Genomic DNA, 21,910 nt, shown 5'->3' on the forward strand with positions numbered 1-21,910 from the left:
TCATAATTCGTGATCATCCCCAAGCGATAGGAATGCCGCTGTAATATTTGTTTTTGTTATTCGCCCAACAACAGCGAGCCCTTCCCCTTTTCGCTCAATAACGGGAAGTGCATCAATTTGCTTATCAATCATTTTTTTTGCGGCTTGGATAAGGGTATCTTGCTTTTCACAGTAGGTAATATTAGGCATACGTGTCATAATCACGTGCACCGGCATCTTATTTAAATCATTGCCGCCAAGACTAGTTCTTAATAAGTCTTTTCTCGATAAAACACCTGTAAGAAACAAAGAGTCATCGATGACAAATAAAGTACCAACGTCTTCTAAAAACATTTGGCATATTGCATCATAAACGGAAATGTGCTCTGCAATAACAACTGGCATCGATTGAAAATCTCGAACTTTCATACCAATCATACTGTCTTCTACTGATTGGACAGGTTTCTTCCCTGAATAAAAATAACCGACACGTGGTCTCGCGTCAAGGTAACCAGCCATCGTTAAAATTGCGAGGTCAGGACGTATTGTTGCCCTTGCCAGACCGAGCCGTTCAGCAATCTGTTCTCCAGTGATTGGCCCATTCCCTTTGACGATTTCGAGAATATCCGTCTGGCGCTTATTCAATTCCATCTGAGTCACCGCCTTAAACGTTCAATTCTTTATCCTCGATTATTATATACGAAGTCGCGAGCTATTGCGAAGAAAGGGAAATCATGCTACACTATTTCATGAAGTTAATAGGCGTAGATAGGTCGAAAAGTACTGTCATTTAAAAGCGAGTAGGGGTAGTGAAAGCCTGCAACGACACGAAAAGGCAACCTGGAGCCATGTAGTTTTTAAGTGGGCTATGTATTTAGCCAAACGAGGTGGAACCGCGGGTCTTTATGCACTCGTCCTCGGACAATATGTCCGGGGACGTGTGCTTATTTTAATTGGAGGGATTATTTTATGTCAATGGAAAAAGTAGTTAATTTAGCAAAAGCAAGAGGTTTTGTTTTCCCAGGTTCAGATATTTATGGTGGTTTAGCAAATACTTGGGATTACGGTCCTTTAGGTATTGAACTAAAAAATAATATTAAAAAAGCATGGTGGCAAAAATTCGTTCAAGAATCTCCTCATAACGTTGGACTTGACGCAGCAATTCTTATGAATCCAAAAGTTTGGGAAGCTTCAGGTCATACCGGAAACTTTAACGATCCAATGATCGACTGCAAGAAATGTAATACACGACACCGTGCAGATAAGTTAATTGAAGACGCGCTTGACGCAAAAGGCCTTGAAATTATTGTAGATGGCATGCCGTTTGAAAAAATGGTCGAACTGATTGCGGAACATGATATCGTTTGTCCTAGCTGTGGTGCAAATGAGTACACAGACATTCGTCAATTCAACTTGATGTTTAAAACATCTCAAGGTGTAACAGATTCTTCAGCTAACGAAATCTATTTACGCCCAGAAACGGCACAAGGTATTTTCGTTAACTTCAAAAACGTTCAACGTTCAATGAGAAAGAAAATGCCATTTGGTATCGCTCAAATCGGTAAAAGTTTCCGTAACGAAATCACTCCAGGGAACTTCACGTTCCGTACTCGTGAATTCGAACAAATGGAACTTGAGTTTTTCTGTAAACCAGGTGAAGATATGGAATGGTATGAATACTGGAGAGACTTCTCGAAAAACTGGTTGTTAAATTTAGGACTTACAGAAGATAATATGCGTTTACGTATTCACGATGAAGATGAGCTTTCGCATTACTCAAAAGGCACTGTCGATATCGAATATAAATTCCCATTCGGTTGGGGCGAGCTATGGGGCATTGCGAACCGTACAGATTTTGACTTGAAACGCCATATGGAATATTCAGGCGAAGACTTCCACTACCAAGACCCAGTAACAAACGAAAAATTCGTACCGTACTGTATTGAACCATCTCTTGGTGCAGATCGCGTAACATTAGCATTCCTTACAGACGCATATAACGAAGAGCAACTTGAGGGCGACGATAAACGGACGGTGCTTCGATTCCACCCGGTGTTGGCACCAGTTAAAGCAGCTGTTCTTCCTTTATCTAAAAAGCTGACAGAAGGCGCGGACGCAGTTTATGCGGAGCTTCGTAAACATTTTGTTGTCCAATACGATGATTCATCATCTATCGGAAGACGCTACCGCCGTCAAGATGAAATAGGAACACCGTTTTGCATTACGTATGATTTCGATTCAGAAGAAGATCGTAAAGTAACAGTAAGACACCGTGATTCAATGGAACAAATTCGTATTCCAATTGACGAAGTAAAAGAGTATATCGCAAAACATCTTGAATTTTAATTGATACGTTAAATAGCTAAAACCCCTGAGAAAGTCACTCTTTCTCAGGGGTTTCTTTTTTGGGTAACAGTTCGGGCTTCGATTCCAGCTGATCCAGAAATGATCTTGCCTTAAACCGAATGCCTAACTGTTCATCATATACAGTACGTACAATTTTCTTCATAAACATTTTCGTTTCTTTTTTTAACGTCAAGTCCCCCACTTTACTAATCGGAACAGTGTAAAATGTCCGGATGAGCTTTAATTGATTGGGAGTAATTCGAACGGAGTACTTGTCTGTATGAAAACATCTATGGCATAGAAAACCAATTGCAGTAAACGAAAACGCAAATTCTCCTTCTGTCGAATGGCAATTTGCACATTCATGGAGAATCGGATGAATTCCACCGACAGGAAGCATTTTCCACTCAACGAATAGAGCAATTGCTTCGGGATCGTATTGTTCATTGATTGCATGCAATGATTCATATAAAAGATCATAAACCCCGAAAACCCGTTCATTATCTTCCGTTAAACGATCAATAATTTCAACGATATAACTTGCATAAGCCGTCGCTTCAAGATCCTCACGTATGAAACGCAACGAGTCAATCTGCTCGCCTTGTTCAAGCGTACCCATTCCCCTACCTTTACGGATAAGAAATGAGCCAAGTGTAAACAGTTGAGTGACAGCCGCAAGTCTACTTCTTGGTTTTTTAGCGCCACGGGCCATCGCTGTCACTTTGCCCGCTTCCCGTGTAAAAAGGGTGACTATACTATTCGACTCGCCATAAGGGATACTTCGAATAATAATCCCTTCCCATTTGTTCAGCAAGTTTGTCACCCCCTAGATGGTGTTTCAATTAATATTCTTCGTCACTGAATCCAAACTCTTTCAGACGCCCCGGCTTATTTCTCCAGTCTTTCTGAACTTTCACCCATAATTCAAGGAAAACTTTTGTGCCGAGAAGCATTTCGATATCATACCTTGCTTTCGTCCCAATTTCTTTTAGTAAGGCACCTTTTTTACCAATGACGATCCCTTTTTGCGAATCCCTATCGACGACAATTGTTGCCATTACATTGACCATTTCTCGCTTTTCTTCTCGTTCAATTTTTTCGATAACAACAGCAATTGAATGCGGAATTTCTTCTCTCGTCAAATGCAATACCTTTTCACGTATTAATTCGGAAATGATGAAGCGTTCTGGATGATCTGTTACTTGATCGTCTGGATAATATTTTGGCCCTTTAGGAAGATATTTTTCCAACGTTTCAAGTAGACGATCCGTATTATTTCCGCTAAGAGCTGAAATTGGAACGATTTCGGCAAAATCATATTCATTTTTGTAAGAAACAATAGTCTCTAACAAATTATCCGGATGCACAAGGTCTATTTTATTAATGATCAAAAAGACCGGTGTTTCCGTATGCTCAAGCATTTCAATGATAAAACGATCCCCAGGACCGATTTTCTCTTCCGCATTCACCATAAACATAATGACATCGACTTCTCTTAACGTATTGCGCGCCACTTTCACCATGAAATCCCCGAGCTTATGTTTCGGCTTATGAATTCCAGGTGTATCGATATAAATCATCTGTGAATCTTCCGTCGTAACGACACCTTGCACTTTGTTTCTTGTTGTTTGTGGCTTATCGCTCATGATGGCGATTTTTTGACCTACAACATGGTTTAAAAATGTTGATTTTCCTACATTTGGGCGTCCGATGATCGAAATGAATCCCGATTTGAACTCTTTATTGTTTGGCTGCATATATAAGATCCTCCTTTGAAAAAGCTCCCGGAAGTAATTGAGCGACTGTCGTTTCAAATACTTCCCCTTTAAGATTTGTTAAATAGACAGGCATAGCCCCATCGCAAAACTCTGCGATTACTTGTCTACATGCGCCGCACGGAGACACTGGACCTTCCGTGTCAGCAACGACTGCAAGTGCTTTAAATGTACGTACGCCATCAGATACTGCTTTAAAAAACGCTGTACGCTCTGCACAGTTTGCCATGCTATACGCTGAATTTTCAATATTGCAACCGTGGTAAATCGCTCCATCTTCCGCAAGTAAAGCAGCACCTACTGGAAATTTTGAATAAGGTACATACGCTTTTTCACGTGCTACTTTGGATTCTTCTATCAACTTTTCTTTATTCATAAAAACACCACTTTCAAATTATATAAACCATTTGGGTACAAATATAAAAAGACCTATCAATGCACTCGATATAGCATAAATAAGAACTGCTCCTGCGGCAAGGTCTTTTGCTTGTTTAGCAAGCGGATGCTTTTCTGTCGTCACTAAATCGACAATTCGTTCAACAGCCGAATTCACCAATTCTAGCGAAAGCATCCCACCTATTAACACGAGTATAATCAACCATTCAATCAACGAAAGACCTGTCAGAAAACCTGCGATGATAACGACAATAGCTGAAAAAACATGAAATTTCAAATGTCGTTCTGTTTTCACGCCATGAAGAATACCTTCAAATGCATATCCAAACGCTTTGAGATATTTGCGCATAGGCTGTTACCTCTCGAGTCCGAAAGAATCTAAAATTTCTTTTTGTCTTCCAAACATCTTCGCTTCATCATCTTCTGTCATATGATCATATCCCAAAAGATGCAAGAAGCCGTGCAGTGAAAGAAAACCCATTTCTCTTTTGAAATCATGGCCATAATCAGCGGCTTGCTGTTTGGCTGTTTCAACGGAAATGATAATATCTCCGAGTACATTAGGCATTCCTTCTTCTGCTACTATGGCGACTTCATCGTCCGTCATTTCCTCCAATGCAAATGAAATAACATCTGTTGATTTATCGATTCCACGGTACTCCGCATTGATTTTTTGGATTTCAAGATCAGTCATGAACGTAACAGATACTTCTGCATCTTCCGGAACGCCTTCTAGCTTAGCTGCATGTGTAAGTATTTCCGATATTAACTTTTGGATGTTCTCGTCTACAGTATTCGTTTCATCGTTAAAATAAAGATCTAGCACTTCTCTATCTCCTTTCACAATTACTTTGGATACTCAATTCGATTATGAAATATCCCGTTTAAGGTTTTACAAATCACTTTTTCTACTTCCCTTAATTCTTTCATGGACAAATCACATTCGTCAAATTGTCCATCGTTTAATTTGTCTTTAACAATGGCCCGGACGAGTGTTGCAATTTTTTCTACTGTCGGTTCTTTCATTGATCGAACGGCTGCCTCTACGCTGTCTGCAATTGAAATAATTGCAATCTCTTTCGTTTGCGGCTTTGGTCCAGCATATCTGTATTCATCCTCCGTGACATCATCCCCCGAATCACGCGCTTTCACAAAAAAGAATTTTAATAAGCTCGTCCCGTGATGTTGTCTGGCAATATCAATAATTTCCGTAGGCATTTTATGCTTTTCCAGAAGATTTGCACCTTCTTCTGCGTGCGCAATAATGATATCCCTACTTCTTTCTGGAGATAATTTATCATGTGGATTCTGACCACTATGTTGATTTTCTATAAAATAGTTCGGTCGAATCGTTTTTCCAATGTCATGATAATAACTACCTACTCTTGCAAGCAACCCATTCGCACCGATCGATTCGCAGGCTGCATCCGACAGATTTGCAACCATAACACTGTGATGATAGGTCCCAGGCGTTTCCGTAAGCACTTTTTTCAACAGTGGATGATTTGGATTGGACAATTCAATAAGCCGCATATCGGACATAATCTTAAATACGGATTCGAAAAACGGCATCAGTCCAATTGTTAATGCTCCTGAAAGTATACCCGATGTTGCCGCAGCAATTGCATAAAACAAAAGCTCTGACAATTCGTAAGATGACTGTGTCATTAATAAATAAAACCCGATGAATATAAGGTTAGAAATAGCTACACCTAGGCTTGTCCCTAAAATGGAAGTACGTCGTCCTCCACTGCCGAGCAAGTAAAGGCTTGTAATTCCCCCAAAAAGTATGTATAGCGCTACTTCCATTTGGATAATAGATGCAAAGCTTTCTTGCAAAATAACTCCGGCCGTTGCTGCTGTAATAATGGTCGTCATAACTGCCAGACGTTCATTTGTTAACAATTTTACGAGTAGTGGAGCAAGTGCCGTTGGAAATAAAAATGCAATAACTATGTCAAAATTAGGCTCTATAAGTGCGATAAGCTTCATCAAAATAACGAGTAAGAAAAAAATTGTAAGTACAATGAGCAACGCTTTTTTCTTCACAGCACTAGTTGCTTTCCACGTAACGAAATGCATATAAATAATCGATGAAACAAGGAGCACAAATAAAATTGAACCGGCAATTGGCTTAACGGTAGATTGGTTCGTCAATAACCCAAGCAATTTGAGCTGCTTATACACTTCACGATCAATCACTTGACCTTCCCGCACGATAACTTGTCCTAATAGGATTCTTGTCGGTTCGACGGCAGCTTTAGCTTGCTCTATATTCATTTGGGTGGCTTCTTCGTTGACCATTTCCGTTTCTACAATCGCCGAGCGCCCAATCGCAATCGCGGCTTGTAATGCAGTCGGTGGAATTGAATCCGTAAAACGTAATTTTCGCTCAACCTCATACTTGACGGACGTTATATCACCTGTTCGTACGGGCTTGGATAATTCTTCTCCGATTATTGATGCAAGCGTCTTTTGCAAACTTAATAATACAGCTATATCTTGTGACAACAGTTTGTTAATTACGTCGTCACCCAGAAGCATCGAAGGCTCTTTTTCCTCAAGAGAAACAAGCTTTTCCCGCAATATTTCAGCAAGCTCCTTATTTCCTTTACTTGGCTCACCTAATTCCACTGCTTCATTTTCCGCCGTAGTTTTCACTTCGATGACTAAGTCAAATAAAGATACAATGATTGCTTGTCGATTTTTTGCGATATCTTCGGAGAATTGGTACACAGGACCTACTTCAAGTGCTGCCCGTTCCCTTTCTTCCTCAGTTTTAGCTGTATCTTCTATCGTCTTTATTGAACGAATTGTCTGCGGTGAAATTTGAAACTCGGTTAACTCATACGTTTCTTTTTTCACACCGCCATATAAAAAGGCGAAAAGGAAGACAGCAAATAATCCAATTAGAAATAATGATAAATAATTAAATTTAAGCGATTTAAGAAAATGACTAATTGACCGAAACATCAAATTTCATCCCCTAGTGTTCTTTTTCTCTCTATTTTGCAAATACGTTATGAAAAAAAGCAGTCACTTAGGATGACTGCTCATCTTTGTATGCCTCAATTATTTTGGCGACAAGCGGATGACGAACAACATCGCCTTGATCTAAATACTGAAAATGGATTTCCGTTACTTTTTTCAATATCGTTTCCGCAGCGATTAAACCCGACTCGGTCCCTCTTGGTAAATCGATTTGAGTTTTATCTCCCGTTATAACCATTTTCGAACCAAAACCAAGACGTGTAAGAAACATTTTCATCTGCGCTTTTGTTGTGTTTTGCGCTTCATCTAAAATGACAAAAGCATCGTCCAATGTACGGCCTCGCATATAGGCAAGAGGCGCAATTTCAATGACACCGCGCTCCATTAGTCGCTCTGTTTGCTCCGCACCAAGAACGTCATGTAATGCATCATACAGCGGGCGCAAGTATGGATCTACTTTTTCTTTTAAGTCTCCAGGAAGAAACCCAAGGCTTTCCCCAGCTTCAACAGCTGGACGCGTCAAAATGATTCGTTTCGCATTACCGGTTTTCATCGCTTGAACGGCAAGTACAACGGCAAGATACGTTTTACCCGTTCCGGCTGGACCAATACATAATACCAAATCCTTTGTGCGAATTGCCTGGACATACTCTCTTTGACCAATCGTTTTTGCACGAATCGATTTTCCTTTCGTATTGCGTGCAATTTCTTCATCATACAGTTCAGCAAAATACTCAATCGTTCCGTTTTTAACCATTTCAAGTGCGGTTGCAACGTCCCGTTGATTAATATTAATGCCTTTTCGGATTACTTTTAATAATTGTTCAAGTAAAATACGACCCGAATTCCGATTTTCTTCTTCTCCGCTAAGCGTGACTGTCTCGCCTCTTGTCCGAATAGAAACAGTAAGCTCTTCTTCGATTAGACTCATGTTTTGGTCCCCAATTCCGAGTAACATAATTACCTCGTCCGGGTTTTCAATATGCAATTGAGTTAGTTGATCATCCAATGGCTTCAGTCTCCTTGGGGTATCGGTCTTTTTACAGCAATATTATCGTTAACAAGAAATAATATAGTCCCATTAACTTTATCATTATCGAATGTTACGTGCAAAATTTTATCATCTTTAATAATTAAACTTGCTGATCGTTCCGATAAAAGCTTTTGCTTTAAAAGCGGAATAAGAATCGTATGTTCCGTTCCTTCTTTCAACTCCAATTTCTCTTTCACTTCATCCACATGGCGTTCCACCGTTATCAAACGAGAAAATATATTTCTTAAATCATTCTCGCTCTCCTCTTTATTAGGTTGGCTTTTCCACGGTGCGGCGAACGCAATTTCTACTTTTTCTTCGCCTTGAACTTTGTATTGGATTGTTTTCGGCAAACTAAACGAGTACTCTAGCCAATAATCTGCATAAACTGCACCATCGGCTCCCACAACCGTTTTCTTATCGCCTTGTTCTAGAACGCCTGTGGCAAGCGTGTCGCCCTTTTTAACGGTCTCGTGAACATGAGTTGCACGTTCACCTCTTTTTAATTCAAATCGTGTAATAACGCCTCCTGTGTACGCTACAAGGTCAGACGGTTGCTCATTCACCTCTTTTTGGACATTGGTGATTGGCGAAAGCATTGGAATGACTAGTAAGGTCGTTCCAACCCGTTTAAATCGTACCCAAGATAAAGACATATCATCTTGCATAAGTTCTCTACGGATTTCACCTTCATCGGGAATGAGCATCAGTGGACGTAGCGGAACAATTGAAGATGCAGTTAGTTTCTCTTCAATGCGTTCAACAACTTCCGGTATATCTGATTCGACGTCTACAGTCCAAAGAAAGAACGATGCAACAAATGGAATGATAAACACCAGGAAATACCGATAGGAAGTAAAAAACGCCCCTGCATTGGAATGAGTTATCGTCTGCGTAATGGTAACTTTTACTCGGTACTTTCTTCTGTACTTCCTTACTTGCCCAACTCCATTTCGATCTGTCCGAAAATGCGCCCCTTTCTCATCTACTGAAAGCGAGATAATTTTAGCACTTACCGATTTCAACTTTGAAAGCATAGGGGAAAAATCGTTGCTCCCATAAAGTCGGACATCATATCGTTTACGCATCATACCGATTTCCATTGTCTTGATTGATTGTAATTTCCATTTTAATAATTGAAGAAAAGCTAAAGACTGCCATTTCCTCTAATAATTTATCGACAATTAAATCTTCACCCTTCGCTTCAACTATGTAATCATGACACTTAATTGTCGCGAAATTGGGGCCGAGATTTAAAAGCGAATAAGGCCCAGTAATTCGTAACGATGAAAAATCATCAAGAACAATGGATGAACCTATATTAAATAGCTTCTTCAAATAATAAAACCCCCTGTACACATCCTATGAAATGTACAAGGGTTCCATGATTAACGTTTTGAAACTGGCGGGCCAAAAATTTCGGAGTATACAATTCCTTTTATTAAATCGTCTTGACTTTGTGGAATAATCCCCTTTGGCCTTGTTGATTGTTGTTCTTTTTTAGCGTTTTGTGTAAAAGCGGCACGCCTCGTAGTCTTTTCTTTCGGAAGGGGCTTAGGTCGCCCTTCTCTCGGTAAAGAAACCTGTACCGGAATACTTTTTGGTGCAACTGGACTTTTAGGAATGTTCATCTGCGGTGTCTGTTGAACTTCTTGTTCCCTAGTTTGCGCTTGCATCTCTTTTTGTAATTCTTGATACATTTCTTTCAGCTTTCCAACCGGACCGCTTTGTGGTTCTTGTGCAGTAAAAGGTTTCGCCTTTTCCTGTTCGGTTGACTTTTTCTTTTTACTACTAAAAAACGATCCGATTAGAAGCATAATAATGAATGGGATTAAATTTTCCATTTACTACATCCCCTTTCCGGGAATATGCCCGACAACTAAGTCGTTAACTAATTTTACTTGTTGCTTGTGTCGTCTTTATCTCCACTAACTTTACTAATTGAGTCACGCATTACCGTGTCTGCTTGAAGATTTTTATAGTTCATATAATCCATAACTCCGATATTACCTGAACGAAGTGCGTCTGCCATTGCTAGTGGAACTTCCGCTTCAGCAAGTACAACTTTTGCACGCATTTCTTGAACTTGTGCAATCATTTCTTGTTCTCTTGCGACAGCCATTGCACGACGTTCTTCTGCTTTAGCTTGTGCAATATTTTTATCTGCTTCAGCTTGTTCGGTTTGTAGATTTGCACCAATGTTTTCACCGATGTCAACATCTGCAATATCGATTGAAAGAATTTCAAACGCAGTTCCTGAGTCAAGTCCTTTAGCTAGAACTGTTTGTGAAATCATATCTGGGTGCTCAAGTACTTTTGCATGGTTTTCAGAAGCACCAATTGTTGAAATGATTCCTTCACCAACACGTGCGATTACTGTATCTTCACCCGCACCACCGACTAAACGGTCAATGTTTGCGCGCACTGTAATACGTGCTTTTGCTTTTACTTCGATTCCGTTCATTGCAACACCCGCGATAAATGGCGTTTCAATAACTTTTGGGTTAACGGACATTTGTACCGCTTCAAGAACATCACGTCCTGCAAGGTCAATTGCAGCCGCACGTTCAAATGGTAATTCGATGTTTGCACGATGCGCAGCGATAAGAGCGTTCACAACACGGTCAACGTTACCACCAGCAAGATAGTGACTCTCGAGTTGGTTGATTGCAACATCCAAACCAGCTTTATGTGCTTTAATGAGTGGATTGACAATCCGACTCGGGATAACTCGACGTAGACGCATCCCTATTAGTGTGAAAATACTTACTCTTACTCCTGCCGCCATTGCAGAAATCCATAGCGCCACAGGAACAAGTGTGAAGAATACTGATAATACGAGTATTGCAACGAATGCAATAGCAATTGTTGTTATTAAAGCTGCATCAAATACCATTATTCATTTTCCCCCTTTTTATCTGATTCTCTTACGACTGTACGAGAACCTTCAACCTTTACAATGATAACACTTTTTCCTTTGTCGATGTAACTTCCTTCTGAAACAACATCGATTCGTTCCCCGTCCAGTTCGATTGCTCCCGCTGGTCTAAGTGGAGTAGATGTCGTTGCGATACGCCCAACTAACTCTACACGATTTACGTTGGAAACATAGCCACTCTCAGTATCGGTCGAATCCATCAAGACAACTTTATTAAGCAGATGCAATTTCTTTCCAAAAAACTTCATAATAATCACCATCCCCGTAACAGCGATAGCAACCGCAATAAGGACAGAGATCGCCATTTGCATCGGATTGCCACCCGCCATAATTATACTACCGACAACCGCGAGCGAACCAATGGTCCCCGCAATGCCACCTGGCAGGAAAAACTCGGCTACGATAAAGCCAATTCCAATAACAAATAGAATGATCGCCTCGTAGCCTGCAAGCCCGGCAACTAGATGGCCATAGAAAAACAATACTAAAGCACTAATCGCCATTGTTCCAGGCACACCAAACCCGGGTGAATACAATTCCAATACAAGTCCTAAGCCAGCAATTGATAACAAGATTGGTACAACAACTGGGTTAGTAATAAATCTTGCAATGCTTTCTGTAAATGTTTCAGATGTAGTAATTACTTCTGCATTTTCATAACCTGTTTCCTTTAGCAATTCAGAAAAAGTAGCGATCGTGCCTTCACTGTATCCCACTTCAAATGCATCTTTAGAAGTCAGTGTAAGAAGTTTTCCAACACCTGCACCATATTCAGGTAGGTCCATTGATTTATCAGCCATTGCAACCGCATACTTTACTTCACGACCGGACGATTCAGCGGCACCTTTCATCGCTGCAAGCCAAGCACTATCCGCTTTCTCCTCGGCCGCGTTTCCAGCAGAATCAATTACTGCCGCCGCTCCGATTCGTCCTCTCGTAGACATATAAATCTTGTCTGCATGAAGAGCTAAAAATGCACCCGCAGATAATGCGTCATCATTGATGTAGGCGATAATTTCAAGTTTTGATTCATCCATAAGTTTTGCTATTTGGCCAGCCGCATCTACATAGCCACCTGGTGTGTTGATATCAAGATAGATTGCTTTAGCCCCAGCATTTTCAGCCTCGGTAAATGAACGTTGTAAAAAAGCATATAACCCTTTTTCAACGACATTCTCAATTGGAACTTTATATACTTTTGTTGTTTTTGCAGCAGTTTCCATAAATGGAATCATAACTACCGATGCAAATAGTACGAAGAGGAGCATCCTTCTAAATATTTTTGTCATTATGAACTTCACCTCTCTCCTGTATTCAATTATATTCCTTATACGTACTAAAAGGGTAGAAGTTTCACTTTTTCTATAAATAGTTATTTGTTTTTCCTTTTTAAGCGAAAAATAAATAACCGAAGAACCCATAATTGGATTCTCCGGTTATTAACATCAATTTCGAAATATAGAGCGAATCCAAAGTTAGTCGCAGGGATCACCCTAGGAAATTAGAATTTACGTTTCCTAGCAGCTTCAGATTTCAGTTTGCGTTTTACGCTTGGTTTCTCGTAATACTCATTCTTTCTAGCATCTCGGATTTTCCCGCTTTTAGAAACGTCTCGTTTGAAGCGGCGAAGAGCATCTTCAAGTGATTCGTTCTTTCGAACAACTGTTTTCGACATATCTCTTGTCCCTCCCTCCGAACACACCTCACACATAGCCATGTGCCACGTGCCATCTACTCAAGTATTATACCTTATTTTTAAAACTTGGTCAATATAAATCTTTTAAGAACTTAATAATCTGAATCAGCAGTAAGTCCTTTCATGATTTGAACGCCTGAACTTGCACCAATTCTTGTGGCACCTGCATGAATCATTTTTTGCATATCTTCAAAACTGCGAACACCACCCGAAGCTTTCACGCCCAAATCAGGCCCAACAACAGCCCTCATTAACTTAATATCGGCTTCAGTTGCGCCGCCCGTTGAAAATCCGGTCGATGTTTTCACAAAATCAGCACCCGCTACAACTGCTAATTCACATGCCGTTCTTTTTTCTACATCCGTAAGGAGCGACGTTTCAATGATTACTTTGACGATAGCTTGTCCTTTAGTTGCTTCAACAACGGCTGCAATATCTTGTTTTACTGTTTCATCGTCTCCGCCACGAAGCGCACCAATGTTAATGACCATATCAATTTCTTCCGCGCCGTTTTGAATTGCATTCTCGGTTTCAAATGCTTTTACTTCAGACGTGGAAGCGCCTAAAGGAAAACCAATTACCGTGCACACTTTAACCGGTGACCCTTCCAAGACTTCCGATGCTGTTTTTACCCATGTTGGGTTCACACAAACAGAAGCAAACGAATACATACGCGCTTCAGCACATAGGTCCATAATTTCTGTTTTTTTAGTGTCCGCTTTTAATAAAGTATGATCAATATAAGATGCAAAATTTGTATCCAAGTGAATACCCCCCTGTAGTTGTCCGTACTTCTTTAATCATAACAAGAAAATGTCCTGTCTGCACGAAAAAAGCTATGCCGGCCAATTCATTGGGTAGCATAGCTCACTTTCTTGGAACTTATACTTTTTGTTCTTCGAGGACGCGAACATATTGACCTTCGTTGTAAGGATAACCAGCTTTCGCAATTTTCACTTCAACGATTTTACCAATCATCGACTCATCCGCTTGAAAAACGACTTTCAAATAGTTATCAGTATAGCCTTCATAAAGCCTGCCGTCCGGATTGAGTTTGTACTTCTCTTCCGGAATGACTTCAAGCACTTCACCTTCGAATGAAGATGCATATTGTTTAGCCAGTTGGTCATTCAATTCAATCAACCTGTGAACACGCTCGTTCTTAATGTTCTCATCGACTTGATTTTCCATTCGAGCGGCTGGTGTGCCTGTTCGTTTGGAATATGGAAATACATGAAGTTCAGAAAAACGATGATCACGGATAAAATTATATGTATCCATAAATTCCTCTTCCGTTTCCCCAGGGAATCCAACAATTACATCGGAAGTTATTGCAAGCTCAGGCAGAGCCTCGCGCAATCTATCCAGACGTTCCGCAAAAAATGCCATCGTATACTTTCGACGCATCCGCTTTAAAACTGTATCCGAACCCGATTGAATCGGAATATGCAAATGACGAACAACAATCGGTGAATTTCGAAGAACATCAATCACTTCGTCAGTCAGTTGGCTTGCTTCGATAGAACTAATGCGCAGACGCTTTAACCCTTTGACTTCTTCAAGGTCACGTAGCAAACGCGCAAGATTATAATCTTTCAAATCTTCCCCGTACCCACCCGTGTGGATACCTGTTAGAACAATTTCAAGATACCCCGCGTCAACTAGTTGTTGCGCTTGACGGATTACTTCTTGTGGGTCACGAGACCTCATCAGACCACGCGCCCATGGGATAATACAGAACGTGCAAAAGTTATTGCATCCCTCTTGAATCTTGAGTGATGCACGCGTGCGATCTGTAAATGCTGGAACATCTAGTTCCTCATAAACTCTATTCTTCATTATGTTTCCAACTGCATTAATTGGCTTTCTTTCCGTACGGAATTCATCTATAAGTCCAAGTAGTTTCAATCGGTCCTGTGTACCGACGACAATATCTACCCCGGGAATAGCCATAATTTCTGCAGGTGATGTTTGAGCATAACAGCCCGTTACACAAATGACTGCATCAGGGTTTTTTCGAATTGCACGGCGAATGACTTGCCTACTTTTCTTATCCCCTGTATTCGTTACAGTACATGTATTAATGACGTAAACATCGGAATTCTTTTCGAATTCTGCTCGTTCATACCCAACTTCTTTAAATAGCTGCCAGATTGCTTCTGTTTCATAATGATTTACTTTGCAGCCCAACGTATGGAATGCGACCGAAGACATAAGCTGCCCACCTCTTTCATTCAAATTCGCATGACATTGCGGATAGTAAATATAATGGTGCTGTTTCAGTCCGTAAAATTCGTGGACCGAGTGAAGTGGGATGGAATCCCGCCGCTCGGAGTGCTTCGGCCTCTGTTCTAGAAAGACCACCCTCTGGACCAAAAACAACAAGCACTTTTTGTTCAAGATACACATTTTTTAACCTGTCCGCAATTCGATGCGGTTCGCCACTTTTTGCATCTTCCTCATCGGCAAATAAAAGAACATCGAAAGTATTCACCAATTGTAAAAGTTGACGAATTGTTAAAGGATTTTCCACCTCTGGTATGACGGCGCGGTGGCATTGTTCAGCGGCTTCTTTTGCAATTTTACGAAGCCTCTCGATTTTTTTCGCCCCTCGTTTATCATCCCATTTGACGACAGACCGTTCCGCTTTAAAAGGAATGATCCCTTTCATTCCAAGCTCTGTTCCTTTTTGAACAATTAAATCAAGCTTGTCTCCTTTAGGGAGTCCACATGCAATCGTCACATGCACGGGCATCTCATTTGTAGGTAGCGGACCTTCTTCACGACGGATTGACACGCTGTCTGGTAGCAGTTCAAAAATAGTTGCAATATAAGCATTCCCATTGGAAACCGCAATTACTTTGTCCCCTACATCCATGCGCATTACTCGGGATATATGTTTACTATCATCACCTGTAATTAAAGTCGTTCCAACTATGTCAAATGGTGTTTCAAGAAAATAGCGTTGCAATGTCGTCACACACCCTTTTTTCGTGCAACAATTGCGACCCAATCTTCCATCAGAACGGACTCTATAATTTCAAATCCTTTGGAGACAAGATCCTCTTTTACAAGGTCGCGTTTTTGTCCGATAATACCCGAGGCGATGAAAAGGCCACCTTCTGGTAACAAAGTATGTGCATCTTGCGAAAAACTTATAATTACGTCGGCTAAAATATTTGCGACGATGACATCGGGCTGAATTTGAATGGATTCTAGAAGATTACCATGGGTCACTTCGACAATCGATTCGACTTTATTCAACTCGATATTTTCTTTTGCAGCTCGAACTGCGACGTAATCCAAATCAAGTGCATGAACCTTAGACGCCCCCAAAAGCGCCGCGCCAATAGAAAGAACACCAGAACCTGTCCCCACATCGACAACCGTATTACCGGGCTGTACATACTTCTCAAGAGCCTGTACACACATGACTGTTGTAGGGTGGGTTCCTGTACCGAACGCCATACCTGGATCTAGTTCGATAATTAGTTCGTCTGATTCAACGGGCTCGTATTCTTCCCAAGTTGGCACAATCGTGAAGCGGCCAGAGATTTTCACAGGATGGTAATACTTTTTCCAAGCGGTTGCCCAATCCTCATCATCGACTTCGCTTGTTTGGATGCTATTTTCTCCAACGTCTAGTCCAAAACTTGCAAGATTACCAATCGACTGCTCAATATCTTTCATCGTTTCAATCAAAAAACTATTGACTGGCAAATACGCTTTCACAAGGACACCTTGGGAAGGAAAATCATTTCTGTCTAATTCATAAATTTCCCCAAAACGATCTTCATGAATCCGGTCAGGTTCGACTGAATCTTCGATGATAACTCCACTTGCACCTGATTCGTGCAAAATATTAGCTACTGCTTCGGTAGCTTCATGCGTTGTATGGATTGCTATTTCCGACCACTTCAAGTTGCGTCATCTCCTTCAGTCGCCTTTAATTGTACGTTTAATTTTATCGAATAATGAGCTTGAGTATTCTTCTGGTGAATCTCCACTTATTGCAGCAAACTCACGCATAAGTTCTTTTTGTTTTTCCGACATTTTTTTCGGTGTAACTATTTTCACAACAACATGCTGATCTCCAGTACCGCGTCCGTGAACGTTTTTAACACCTTTTCCTCTTAGACGGAATCTTGTGCCCGTTTGTGTGCCCGCTGGAATTTTCAATTTCACATTCCCTTGAACAGTCGGTACTTCGATTTCATCGCCAAGAGCGGCTTGTGGATAAGATAATGAAAGCTCAAGATAAATATCATCTTCTTCACGGATAAAACGTTCATGCGCCCTCACACGGAAAACAATATATAGATCGCCCGCTGGTCCTCCGTTAATACCCGGTTCACCTTGGCCTGAAACTCTCAATTGTTGTCCATCATCTACACCTTCAGGAATTGTAATTTTAATTTTCTTCCTTTTCGTTACAGTCCCAGCGCCGCGACATGTTGTACATTTCTCAGGAATAATTTTCCCTGTTCCTTGACAGTGATGACATGCTCTACGATTAACCATTCTACCGAGAGGTGTATCTTGAGTGACGTTAATTTCACCGGCACCGTTACAATGTGTACATGTTTTTGGAGAAGTTCCTTTTTTCGCTCCAGATCCTTTACATGTTCCACATGTTTCTTCTTTTGGCAATTCGATTTCTGTTTCTTTACCAAAAACAGCTTCCATGAAATCGATGGTCATTGTGTATTGCAAGTCGTTTCCTTTTCTAGGTGCATTCGGGTCTTGTCTGCGTGAATTGCCTCCGAAAAATGAGCTAAAGATGTCTTCAAATCCGAAGCCATCTGCCCCGCCACCACCGAAACCACCAAATCCTTGGTTCGGATCTGTATGACCGAATTGATCGTAATTTGCCTTTTTTGTCTCGTCGCTTAAAATTTCATAAGCTTCCGTTACTTCTTGAAACTTTTCTACCGCATCATCCGCTTTGTTCAAATCCGGATGGTACTTTTTCGATAATGTTCTATATGCTTTTCTTATTTCTTCTTTCGTTGCCGATTTTGCTACTCCAAGTACTTCATAACAATCGCGTTTACTCATTACGTCACTCTCCCAAAACAATTTACATGGTTTTTAGTATACCACTCAAAATAAATAGTTGGTAACAAAGGAAAAAGCCAAAGCCAGAATATCGGACTTTGACTTTTCCGTCAATAATTTATTCGTTATTTTTTATCTTCGTCTACTTCTTCAAAATCGGCGTCAACTACGCTGTCGTCTTGTGATCCTTCAGCGTTATCTTCACCTTGTGCCGCTTCAGCATCTGCTGCAGCTTGCTCGTACAATTTAACTGAAAGCTGTTGAACAAGCTCTTCAAGTTTTTCTTTTTTCGTACGAATTTCATCGAAGTCAGTTGCTTCCAAAGCCGTTTTCAATTCTTCTTTCGCTTCTTCAACTTCTTTAATTTCTTCTTCTGAAACTTTGTCTCCAAGGTCTTTAATTGTTTTTTCAGCCATAAATACGAGCTGATCTGCTTCGTTTTTCAATTCTGCTTCTTCTTTGCGCGCTTTATCCGCTTCAGCATTTTCTTCCGCTTCTTTTACCATGCGTTCGATATCTTCGTCGGAAAGTGAAGAGCTTGCTTGAATTGTAATGTTTTGTTCTTTTTGCGTACCAAGGTCTTTCGCTTTAACTGTAACGATACCGTTTTTATCAATATCAAATGTAACTTCGATTTGCGGAACACCGCGTTGTGCCGGTGGAATATCCGTCAATTGGAAACGACCAAGTGTTTTGTTGTCTGTTGACATCGGACGCTCACCTTGAAGTACGTGAATATCTACTGCTGGTTGGTTATCTGCTGCTGTTGAGAACACTTGAGATTTACTCGTTGGAATCGTCGTGTTGCGCTCGATCAATTTTGTAAATACGTTCCCCATTGTTTCAATACCTAGTGAAAGTGGCGTTACGTCTAGAAGAACAACGTCTGTCACATCTCCGCTTAGGATTGACCCTTGAACAGCTGCACCCATTGCAACGACTTCGTCAGGGTTTACACCTTTATAAGGCTCTTTGCCCGTTTCATTTTGAATTGCTTCTTGTACTGCTGGAATACGTGTAGATCCACCAACAAGGATAACGCGGTCGATTTCTGATGCCGAAAGACCTGCATCTTTCATCGCCTGACGAGTTGGTACCATTGAACGTTCGACAAGACTTGCAGTCAATTCGTCAAATTTCGCACGCGTTAACGTTACTTCTAGGTGAAGTGGACCCGCATCTCCAGCCGTGATGAACGGAAGTGAAATTTGTGCAGATGTTACACCTGAAAGGTCTTTTTTCGCTTTTTCAGCTCCGTCTTTCAAACGTTGCATAGCCATTTTGTCTTTAGAAAGGTCAATTCCGTTATCTTTACGGAACTCTTCTACAAGATAGTTAATGATTACATCGTCAAAGTCATCTCCACCAAGCTTGTTGTCTCCCGCTGTTGAAAGAACTTGGAAAACACCGTCGCCTAACTCAAGGATGGATACGTCAAACGTACCGCCACCAAGGTCATAAACGAGAATTGTTTGATCTTCATCCATTTTATCTAGACCGTATGCAAGTGCTGCTGCAGTTGGCTCGTTAATAATACGTTCTACTTCAAGACCAGCAATTCTTCCTGCATCTTGAGTTGCTTGGCGTTGTGCATCACTGAAATAAGCGGGAACTGTGATAACTGCTTTCGTCACTTTTTCACCCAAATACTCTTCAGCATAGCCTTTCATATATTGAAGAATCATTGCTGAAACTTCTTGTGGTGTGTATTCCGTATCTTCCGCTTTTACTTTAAAGTCCGATCCCATATGGCGCTTCACGGACATAATTGTGTTCGGGTTTGTAATCGATTGACGTTTCGCTACTTCTCCAACTTGACGCTCACCATTTTTGAAAGAAACAACTGAAGGTGTTGTGCGGTTGCCTTCTGGATTTGGAATAACTTTTGGCTCTCCGCCTTCATATACTGCTACTACCGAGTTTGTTGTTCCTAAGTCAATACCAATAATTTTACTCATAATCAAAATTCCTCCTAGAAATTATCATGCATTTACATTTTGTCATTTATTATTCGTTTACTTTAACCATCGAAGGACGCAAAACACGATCTTTTAGCATATAACCTTTTTGTAACTCCTCAAGCACAGTACCCGATGGTTTTTCTGGATCGCTGTCTGTCATAATTGCTTGATGGAAATTCGGATCGAATTCTTTGTCTTGTGCTTCAACTTCAACAAGTCCTTCTGATTCAAGTGCAGTAACAAGTGAACGGTAAATCATTTCCATTCCCGTCATCAAAGCACTTTCTTCTTCAGATTTTGATTCAACACTTAATGCTCTAGAGAAGTTATCAAGAACCGGAATTAAATTCGTTAACACATTTTGTGAACGATATTTTTGAAAAGCTTCTTTATCGAGAGTTGCTCTGCGTTTGAAGTTTTCATAATCCGCCAACAGCCTAAGGCGCTTATTTTCTTCTTCCTGAAGCTTAGCTGTCAACTCTTCGATAATTTTGTCATCCCCAGCTTCTTCCAATACTACCTCTTCAGCAGGTGTCTCTTCCAACTCTACCTCTTGTCCATCTACAATTGGCTCTTCAACCACTGTACCATTGTCTACTACTTCTTCATTTTTTTCCATTAGTTATCGTTCCTCCCAACAGTTCCGCCACCGATTGTCAGTTTCGCTAATTCCCTTGACAAATCACTGCTCATTAAATCAAGCAAGGTAATCACTCGTCCATAGTCCATTCGGGTTGGTCCAATGATCGCAATAGATCCCGTCATTTGGTCACCTGCTGAATAAGTTGCAGTAATTACACTGAATTGATCCATGGCATTATGATTGTTTTCAGAACCAATCCGGACACGTATACCAATCCGGTCGTCTTCAAAAAACGTTGTCGCGGGTGCCCCTTTTTCCATGAGCTCGAAAAACATTTTCATCTTGTGGATGTCATTGAATTCTGGCTGATTCATCATATTCATTTTCCCACCGAAATACAAACGTTCTTCTGGTGTAATTGCAATTGCTTGCTGAAAAGCAGAATATAATTCGCCTGCTTTATGAATATGCCGATCGAGAATCATCTTTGTTTCTTGTAAAAGCGTTTTTTGTAAATTAATAAGGGGTGTTCCAACAAGGCGTTCGTTAAGAATATTAACCATTTTCTCAATGTCCGATGCTGTAAAACCTTTCGGGACATTGAATAGTCGGTTTTCAACTCGCCCTGTGTCAGTGACGATAATTGCTACTGCTGTGTCTACATCGAGAGGCACAATCGTAAAGCGCTTCACCGTATGCAAAGATGAGTCCGGCCCGAGAAGTATTGACGTATAATTTGTTAGATCAGAAAGAATTGTCGCTGATTTACGAATCAATTCCTCGGTTTCCATAACTTTCTCTTGAAAAACAGAACGAATTTGCTTACTATCTTCCGTATTCAGTTTTTCCGGTGTTAACAGATGATCGACATAAAATCTGTACCCTTTTTCGGATGGTATTCTTCCGGACGACGTATGAGTTTTTTCTAGGTAACCCATTTCTTCGAGATCAGCCATCTCATTACGAATCGTCGCCGGACTAAAAGGTGCTTCCGGCTTCTTTGATAATTGCCGGGATCCAACAGGTTGCGCGGATTGAATGAAATCATCGACCGTCAATTGCAAAATGAGTAATTGTCTGTTTGTCAACATGATCATCACTCCTGTTAGCACTCTTTAACGTCGAGTGCTAATACTACTGATAATTTATCAAAT

At 40.7% G+C, this 21,910-nt stretch carries 23 protein-coding genes; 1 reads left to right on the top strand and 22 read right to left on the bottom strand.

Annotated features, from left to right (window positions below):
* Entirely contained in the window at positions 1 to 639 is a 639-nt protein-coding gene (locus tag KSU66_RS12745) for a helix-turn-helix transcriptional regulator (RefSeq protein WP_269051844.1), read from the bottom strand.
* A gap of 315 nt (positions 640 to 954) precedes the next feature.
* Here KSU66_RS12745 and KSU66_RS12750 point away from each other — a divergent pair, with 315 nt between their 5' ends.
* Positions 955 to 2,325, top strand: a complete 1,371-nt coding sequence (locus KSU66_RS12750) for a glycine--tRNA ligase (RefSeq protein ID WP_329958822.1) — start codon at positions 955 to 957, stop codon at positions 2,323 to 2,325.
* 34 nt (positions 2,326 to 2,359) lie between these two features.
* On the opposite strand, the gene recO is transcribed toward KSU66_RS12750, so the two are convergent.
* From recO to hrcA, 21 genes are all read right to left on the bottom strand, one after another.
* Positions 2,360 to 3,139 (bottom strand): DNA repair protein RecO, encoded by a 780-nt coding sequence (gene recO, locus KSU66_RS12755; protein WP_269051846.1) that lies wholly within the window; start codon positions 3,137 to 3,139, stop codon positions 2,360 to 2,362.
* Between the two features lie 28 nt (positions 3,140 to 3,167).
* Entirely contained in the window at positions 3,168 to 4,082 is a 915-nt protein-coding gene (era, locus tag KSU66_RS12760; protein WP_269051847.1) for a GTPase Era, read from the bottom strand.
* The gene (locus KSU66_RS12765) at positions 4,066 to 4,476 is read right to left on the bottom strand and encodes a cytidine deaminase (protein ID WP_269051848.1); all 411 of its coding nucleotides are present in this window, start codon (positions 4,474 to 4,476) and stop codon (positions 4,066 to 4,068) included. The genes era and KSU66_RS12765 overlap by 17 nt, the downstream gene beginning before the upstream one ends.
* A gap of 18 nt (positions 4,477 to 4,494) precedes the next feature.
* The gene (locus tag KSU66_RS12770) at positions 4,495 to 4,845 is read right to left on the bottom strand and encodes a diacylglycerol kinase family protein (RefSeq protein WP_269051849.1); all 351 of its coding nucleotides are present in this window, start codon (positions 4,843 to 4,845) and stop codon (positions 4,495 to 4,497) included.
* A gap of 6 nt (positions 4,846 to 4,851) precedes the next feature.
* Positions 4,852 to 5,322, bottom strand: a complete 471-nt coding sequence (ybeY, locus tag KSU66_RS12775; RefSeq protein ID WP_269051850.1) for an rRNA maturation RNase YbeY — start codon at positions 5,320 to 5,322, stop codon at positions 4,852 to 4,854.
* A 20-nt stretch (positions 5,323 to 5,342) separates the two neighbouring features.
* On the bottom strand, positions 5,343 to 7,469 hold the full coding sequence (locus KSU66_RS12780) for an HD family phosphohydrolase (RefSeq protein ID WP_269051851.1): 2,127 nt from the start codon (positions 7,467 to 7,469) through the stop codon (positions 5,343 to 5,345).
* Positions 7,470 to 7,536: 67 nt separating this feature from the next.
* Positions 7,537 to 8,445 (bottom strand): PhoH family protein, encoded by a 909-nt coding sequence (locus KSU66_RS12785; protein WP_443028974.1) that lies wholly within the window; start codon positions 8,443 to 8,445, stop codon positions 7,537 to 7,539.
* Between the two features lie 56 nt (positions 8,446 to 8,501).
* Positions 8,502 to 9,545 (bottom strand): sporulation protein YqfD, encoded by a 1,044-nt coding sequence (locus tag KSU66_RS12790; protein ID WP_269051853.1) that lies wholly within the window; start codon positions 9,543 to 9,545, stop codon positions 8,502 to 8,504.
* Positions 9,546 to 9,600: 55 nt separating this feature from the next.
* On the bottom strand, positions 9,601 to 9,858 hold the full coding sequence (locus KSU66_RS12795) for a hypothetical protein (RefSeq protein WP_269051854.1): 258 nt from the start codon (positions 9,856 to 9,858) through the stop codon (positions 9,601 to 9,603).
* 50 nt (positions 9,859 to 9,908) lie between these two features.
* Complete coding sequence (locus KSU66_RS12800) at positions 9,909 to 10,364, bottom strand: hypothetical protein (RefSeq protein ID WP_269051855.1); 456 nt, start codon at positions 10,362 to 10,364, stop codon at positions 9,909 to 9,911.
* Positions 10,365 to 10,417: 53 nt separating this feature from the next.
* The gene (gene floA / locus KSU66_RS12805) at positions 10,418 to 11,416 is read right to left on the bottom strand and encodes a flotillin-like protein FloA (protein WP_269051856.1); all 999 of its coding nucleotides are present in this window, start codon (positions 11,414 to 11,416) and stop codon (positions 10,418 to 10,420) included.
* A complete protein-coding gene (locus tag KSU66_RS12810; protein WP_269051857.1) occupies positions 11,416 to 12,747 on the bottom strand; it encodes an NfeD family protein in 1,332 nt (443 codons plus the stop codon). Before KSU66_RS12810 ends, floA begins: the two co-directional genes overlap by 1 nt.
* 212 nt (positions 12,748 to 12,959) lie before the next feature.
* Positions 12,960 to 13,133 (bottom strand): 30S ribosomal protein S21, encoded by a 174-nt coding sequence (gene rpsU, locus KSU66_RS12815; RefSeq protein ID WP_269051858.1) that lies wholly within the window; start codon positions 13,131 to 13,133, stop codon positions 12,960 to 12,962.
* Positions 13,134 to 13,246: 113 nt separating this feature from the next.
* Positions 13,247 to 13,918 carry a deoxyribose-phosphate aldolase gene (gene deoC / locus KSU66_RS12820; RefSeq protein WP_269051859.1) on the bottom strand — a complete coding sequence of 224 codons (672 nt, stop codon included), beginning with the start codon at positions 13,916 to 13,918 and terminating at the stop codon, positions 13,247 to 13,249.
* A gap of 118 nt (positions 13,919 to 14,036) precedes the next feature.
* Complete coding sequence (mtaB, locus tag KSU66_RS12825; protein ID WP_269051860.1) at positions 14,037 to 15,368, bottom strand: tRNA (N(6)-L-threonylcarbamoyladenosine(37)-C(2))-methylthiotransferase MtaB; 1,332 nt, start codon at positions 15,366 to 15,368, stop codon at positions 14,037 to 14,039.
* Between the two features lie 16 nt (positions 15,369 to 15,384).
* On the bottom strand, positions 15,385 to 16,125 hold the full coding sequence (locus tag KSU66_RS12830; protein ID WP_269052045.1) for a 16S rRNA (uracil(1498)-N(3))-methyltransferase: 741 nt from the start codon (positions 16,123 to 16,125) through the stop codon (positions 15,385 to 15,387).
* Between the two features lie 5 nt (positions 16,126 to 16,130).
* Entirely contained in the window at positions 16,131 to 17,075 is a 945-nt protein-coding gene (gene prmA, locus KSU66_RS12835) for a 50S ribosomal protein L11 methyltransferase (protein WP_269051861.1), read from the bottom strand.
* A 15-nt stretch (positions 17,076 to 17,090) separates the two neighbouring features.
* On the bottom strand, positions 17,091 to 18,212 hold the full coding sequence (gene dnaJ / locus KSU66_RS12840) for a molecular chaperone DnaJ (RefSeq protein ID WP_269051862.1): 1,122 nt from the start codon (positions 18,210 to 18,212) through the stop codon (positions 17,091 to 17,093).
* 125 nt (positions 18,213 to 18,337) lie between these two features.
* A complete protein-coding gene (dnaK, locus tag KSU66_RS12845; RefSeq protein WP_269051863.1) occupies positions 18,338 to 20,170 on the bottom strand; it encodes a molecular chaperone DnaK in 1,833 nt (610 codons plus the stop codon).
* A gap of 49 nt (positions 20,171 to 20,219) precedes the next feature.
* A complete protein-coding gene (gene grpE / locus KSU66_RS12850) occupies positions 20,220 to 20,792 on the bottom strand; it encodes a nucleotide exchange factor GrpE (RefSeq protein ID WP_269051864.1) in 573 nt (190 codons plus the stop codon).
* Entirely contained in the window at positions 20,792 to 21,847 is a 1,056-nt protein-coding gene (gene hrcA, locus KSU66_RS12855; protein ID WP_269051865.1) for a heat-inducible transcriptional repressor HrcA, read from the bottom strand. The genes grpE and hrcA overlap by 1 nt, the downstream gene beginning before the upstream one ends.
* Between the last annotated feature and the right edge of the window lie 63 nt (positions 21,848 to 21,910).

Source organism: Sporosarcina sp. G11-34 (genome assembly GCF_026931025.1).

Bases quoted from the DNA above. Each gene is read 5' to 3' on its own strand.
- KSU66_RS12750 (WP_329958822.1), top strand. From the start codon at position 955: ATGGAAAAAGTAGTTAATTTAGCAAAAGCAAGAGGTTTTGTTTTCCCA.
- era (WP_269051847.1), bottom strand. From the start codon at position 4,082: ATGCAGCCAAACAATAAAGAGTTCAAATCGGGATTCATTTCGATCATC.
- KSU66_RS12765 (WP_269051848.1), bottom strand. From the start codon at position 4,476: ATGAATAAAGAAAAGTTGATAGAAGAATCCAAAGTAGCACGTGAAAAA.
- KSU66_RS12770 (WP_269051849.1), bottom strand. From the start codon at position 4,845: ATGCGCAAATATCTCAAAGCGTTTGGATATGCATTTGAAGGTATTCTT.
- KSU66_RS12780 (WP_269051851.1), bottom strand. From the start codon at position 7,469: ATGTTTCGGTCAATTAGTCATTTTCTTAAATCGCTTAAATTTAATTAT.
- KSU66_RS12785 (WP_443028974.1), bottom strand. From the start codon at position 8,445: ATGTTACTCGGAATTGGGGACCAAAACATGAGTCTAATCGAAGAAGAG.
- KSU66_RS12800 (WP_269051855.1), bottom strand. From the start codon at position 10,364: ATGGAAAATTTAATCCCATTCATTATTATGCTTCTAATCGGATCGTTT.
- floA (WP_269051856.1), bottom strand. From the start codon at position 11,416: ATGGTATTTGATGCAGCTTTAATAACAACAATTGCTATTGCATTCGTT.
- KSU66_RS12810 (WP_269051857.1), bottom strand. From the start codon at position 12,747: ATGACAAAAATATTTAGAAGGATGCTCCTCTTCGTACTATTTGCATCG.
- rpsU (WP_269051858.1), bottom strand. From the start codon at position 13,133: ATGTCGAAAACAGTTGTTCGAAAGAACGAATCACTTGAAGATGCTCTT.
- mtaB (WP_269051860.1), bottom strand. From the start codon at position 15,368: ATGTCTTCGGTCGCATTCCATACGTTGGGCTGCAAAGTAAATCATTAT.
- dnaJ (WP_269051862.1), bottom strand. From the start codon at position 18,212: ATGAGTAAACGCGATTGTTATGAAGTACTTGGAGTAGCAAAATCGGCA.
- dnaK (WP_269051863.1), bottom strand. From the start codon at position 20,170: ATGAGTAAAATTATTGGTATTGACTTAGGAACAACAAACTCGGTAGTA.
- grpE (WP_269051864.1), bottom strand. From the start codon at position 20,792: ATGGAAAAAAATGAAGAAGTAGTAGACAATGGTACAGTGGTTGAAGAG.
- hrcA (WP_269051865.1), bottom strand. From the start codon at position 21,847: ATGTTGACAAACAGACAATTACTCATTTTGCAATTGACGGTCGATGAT.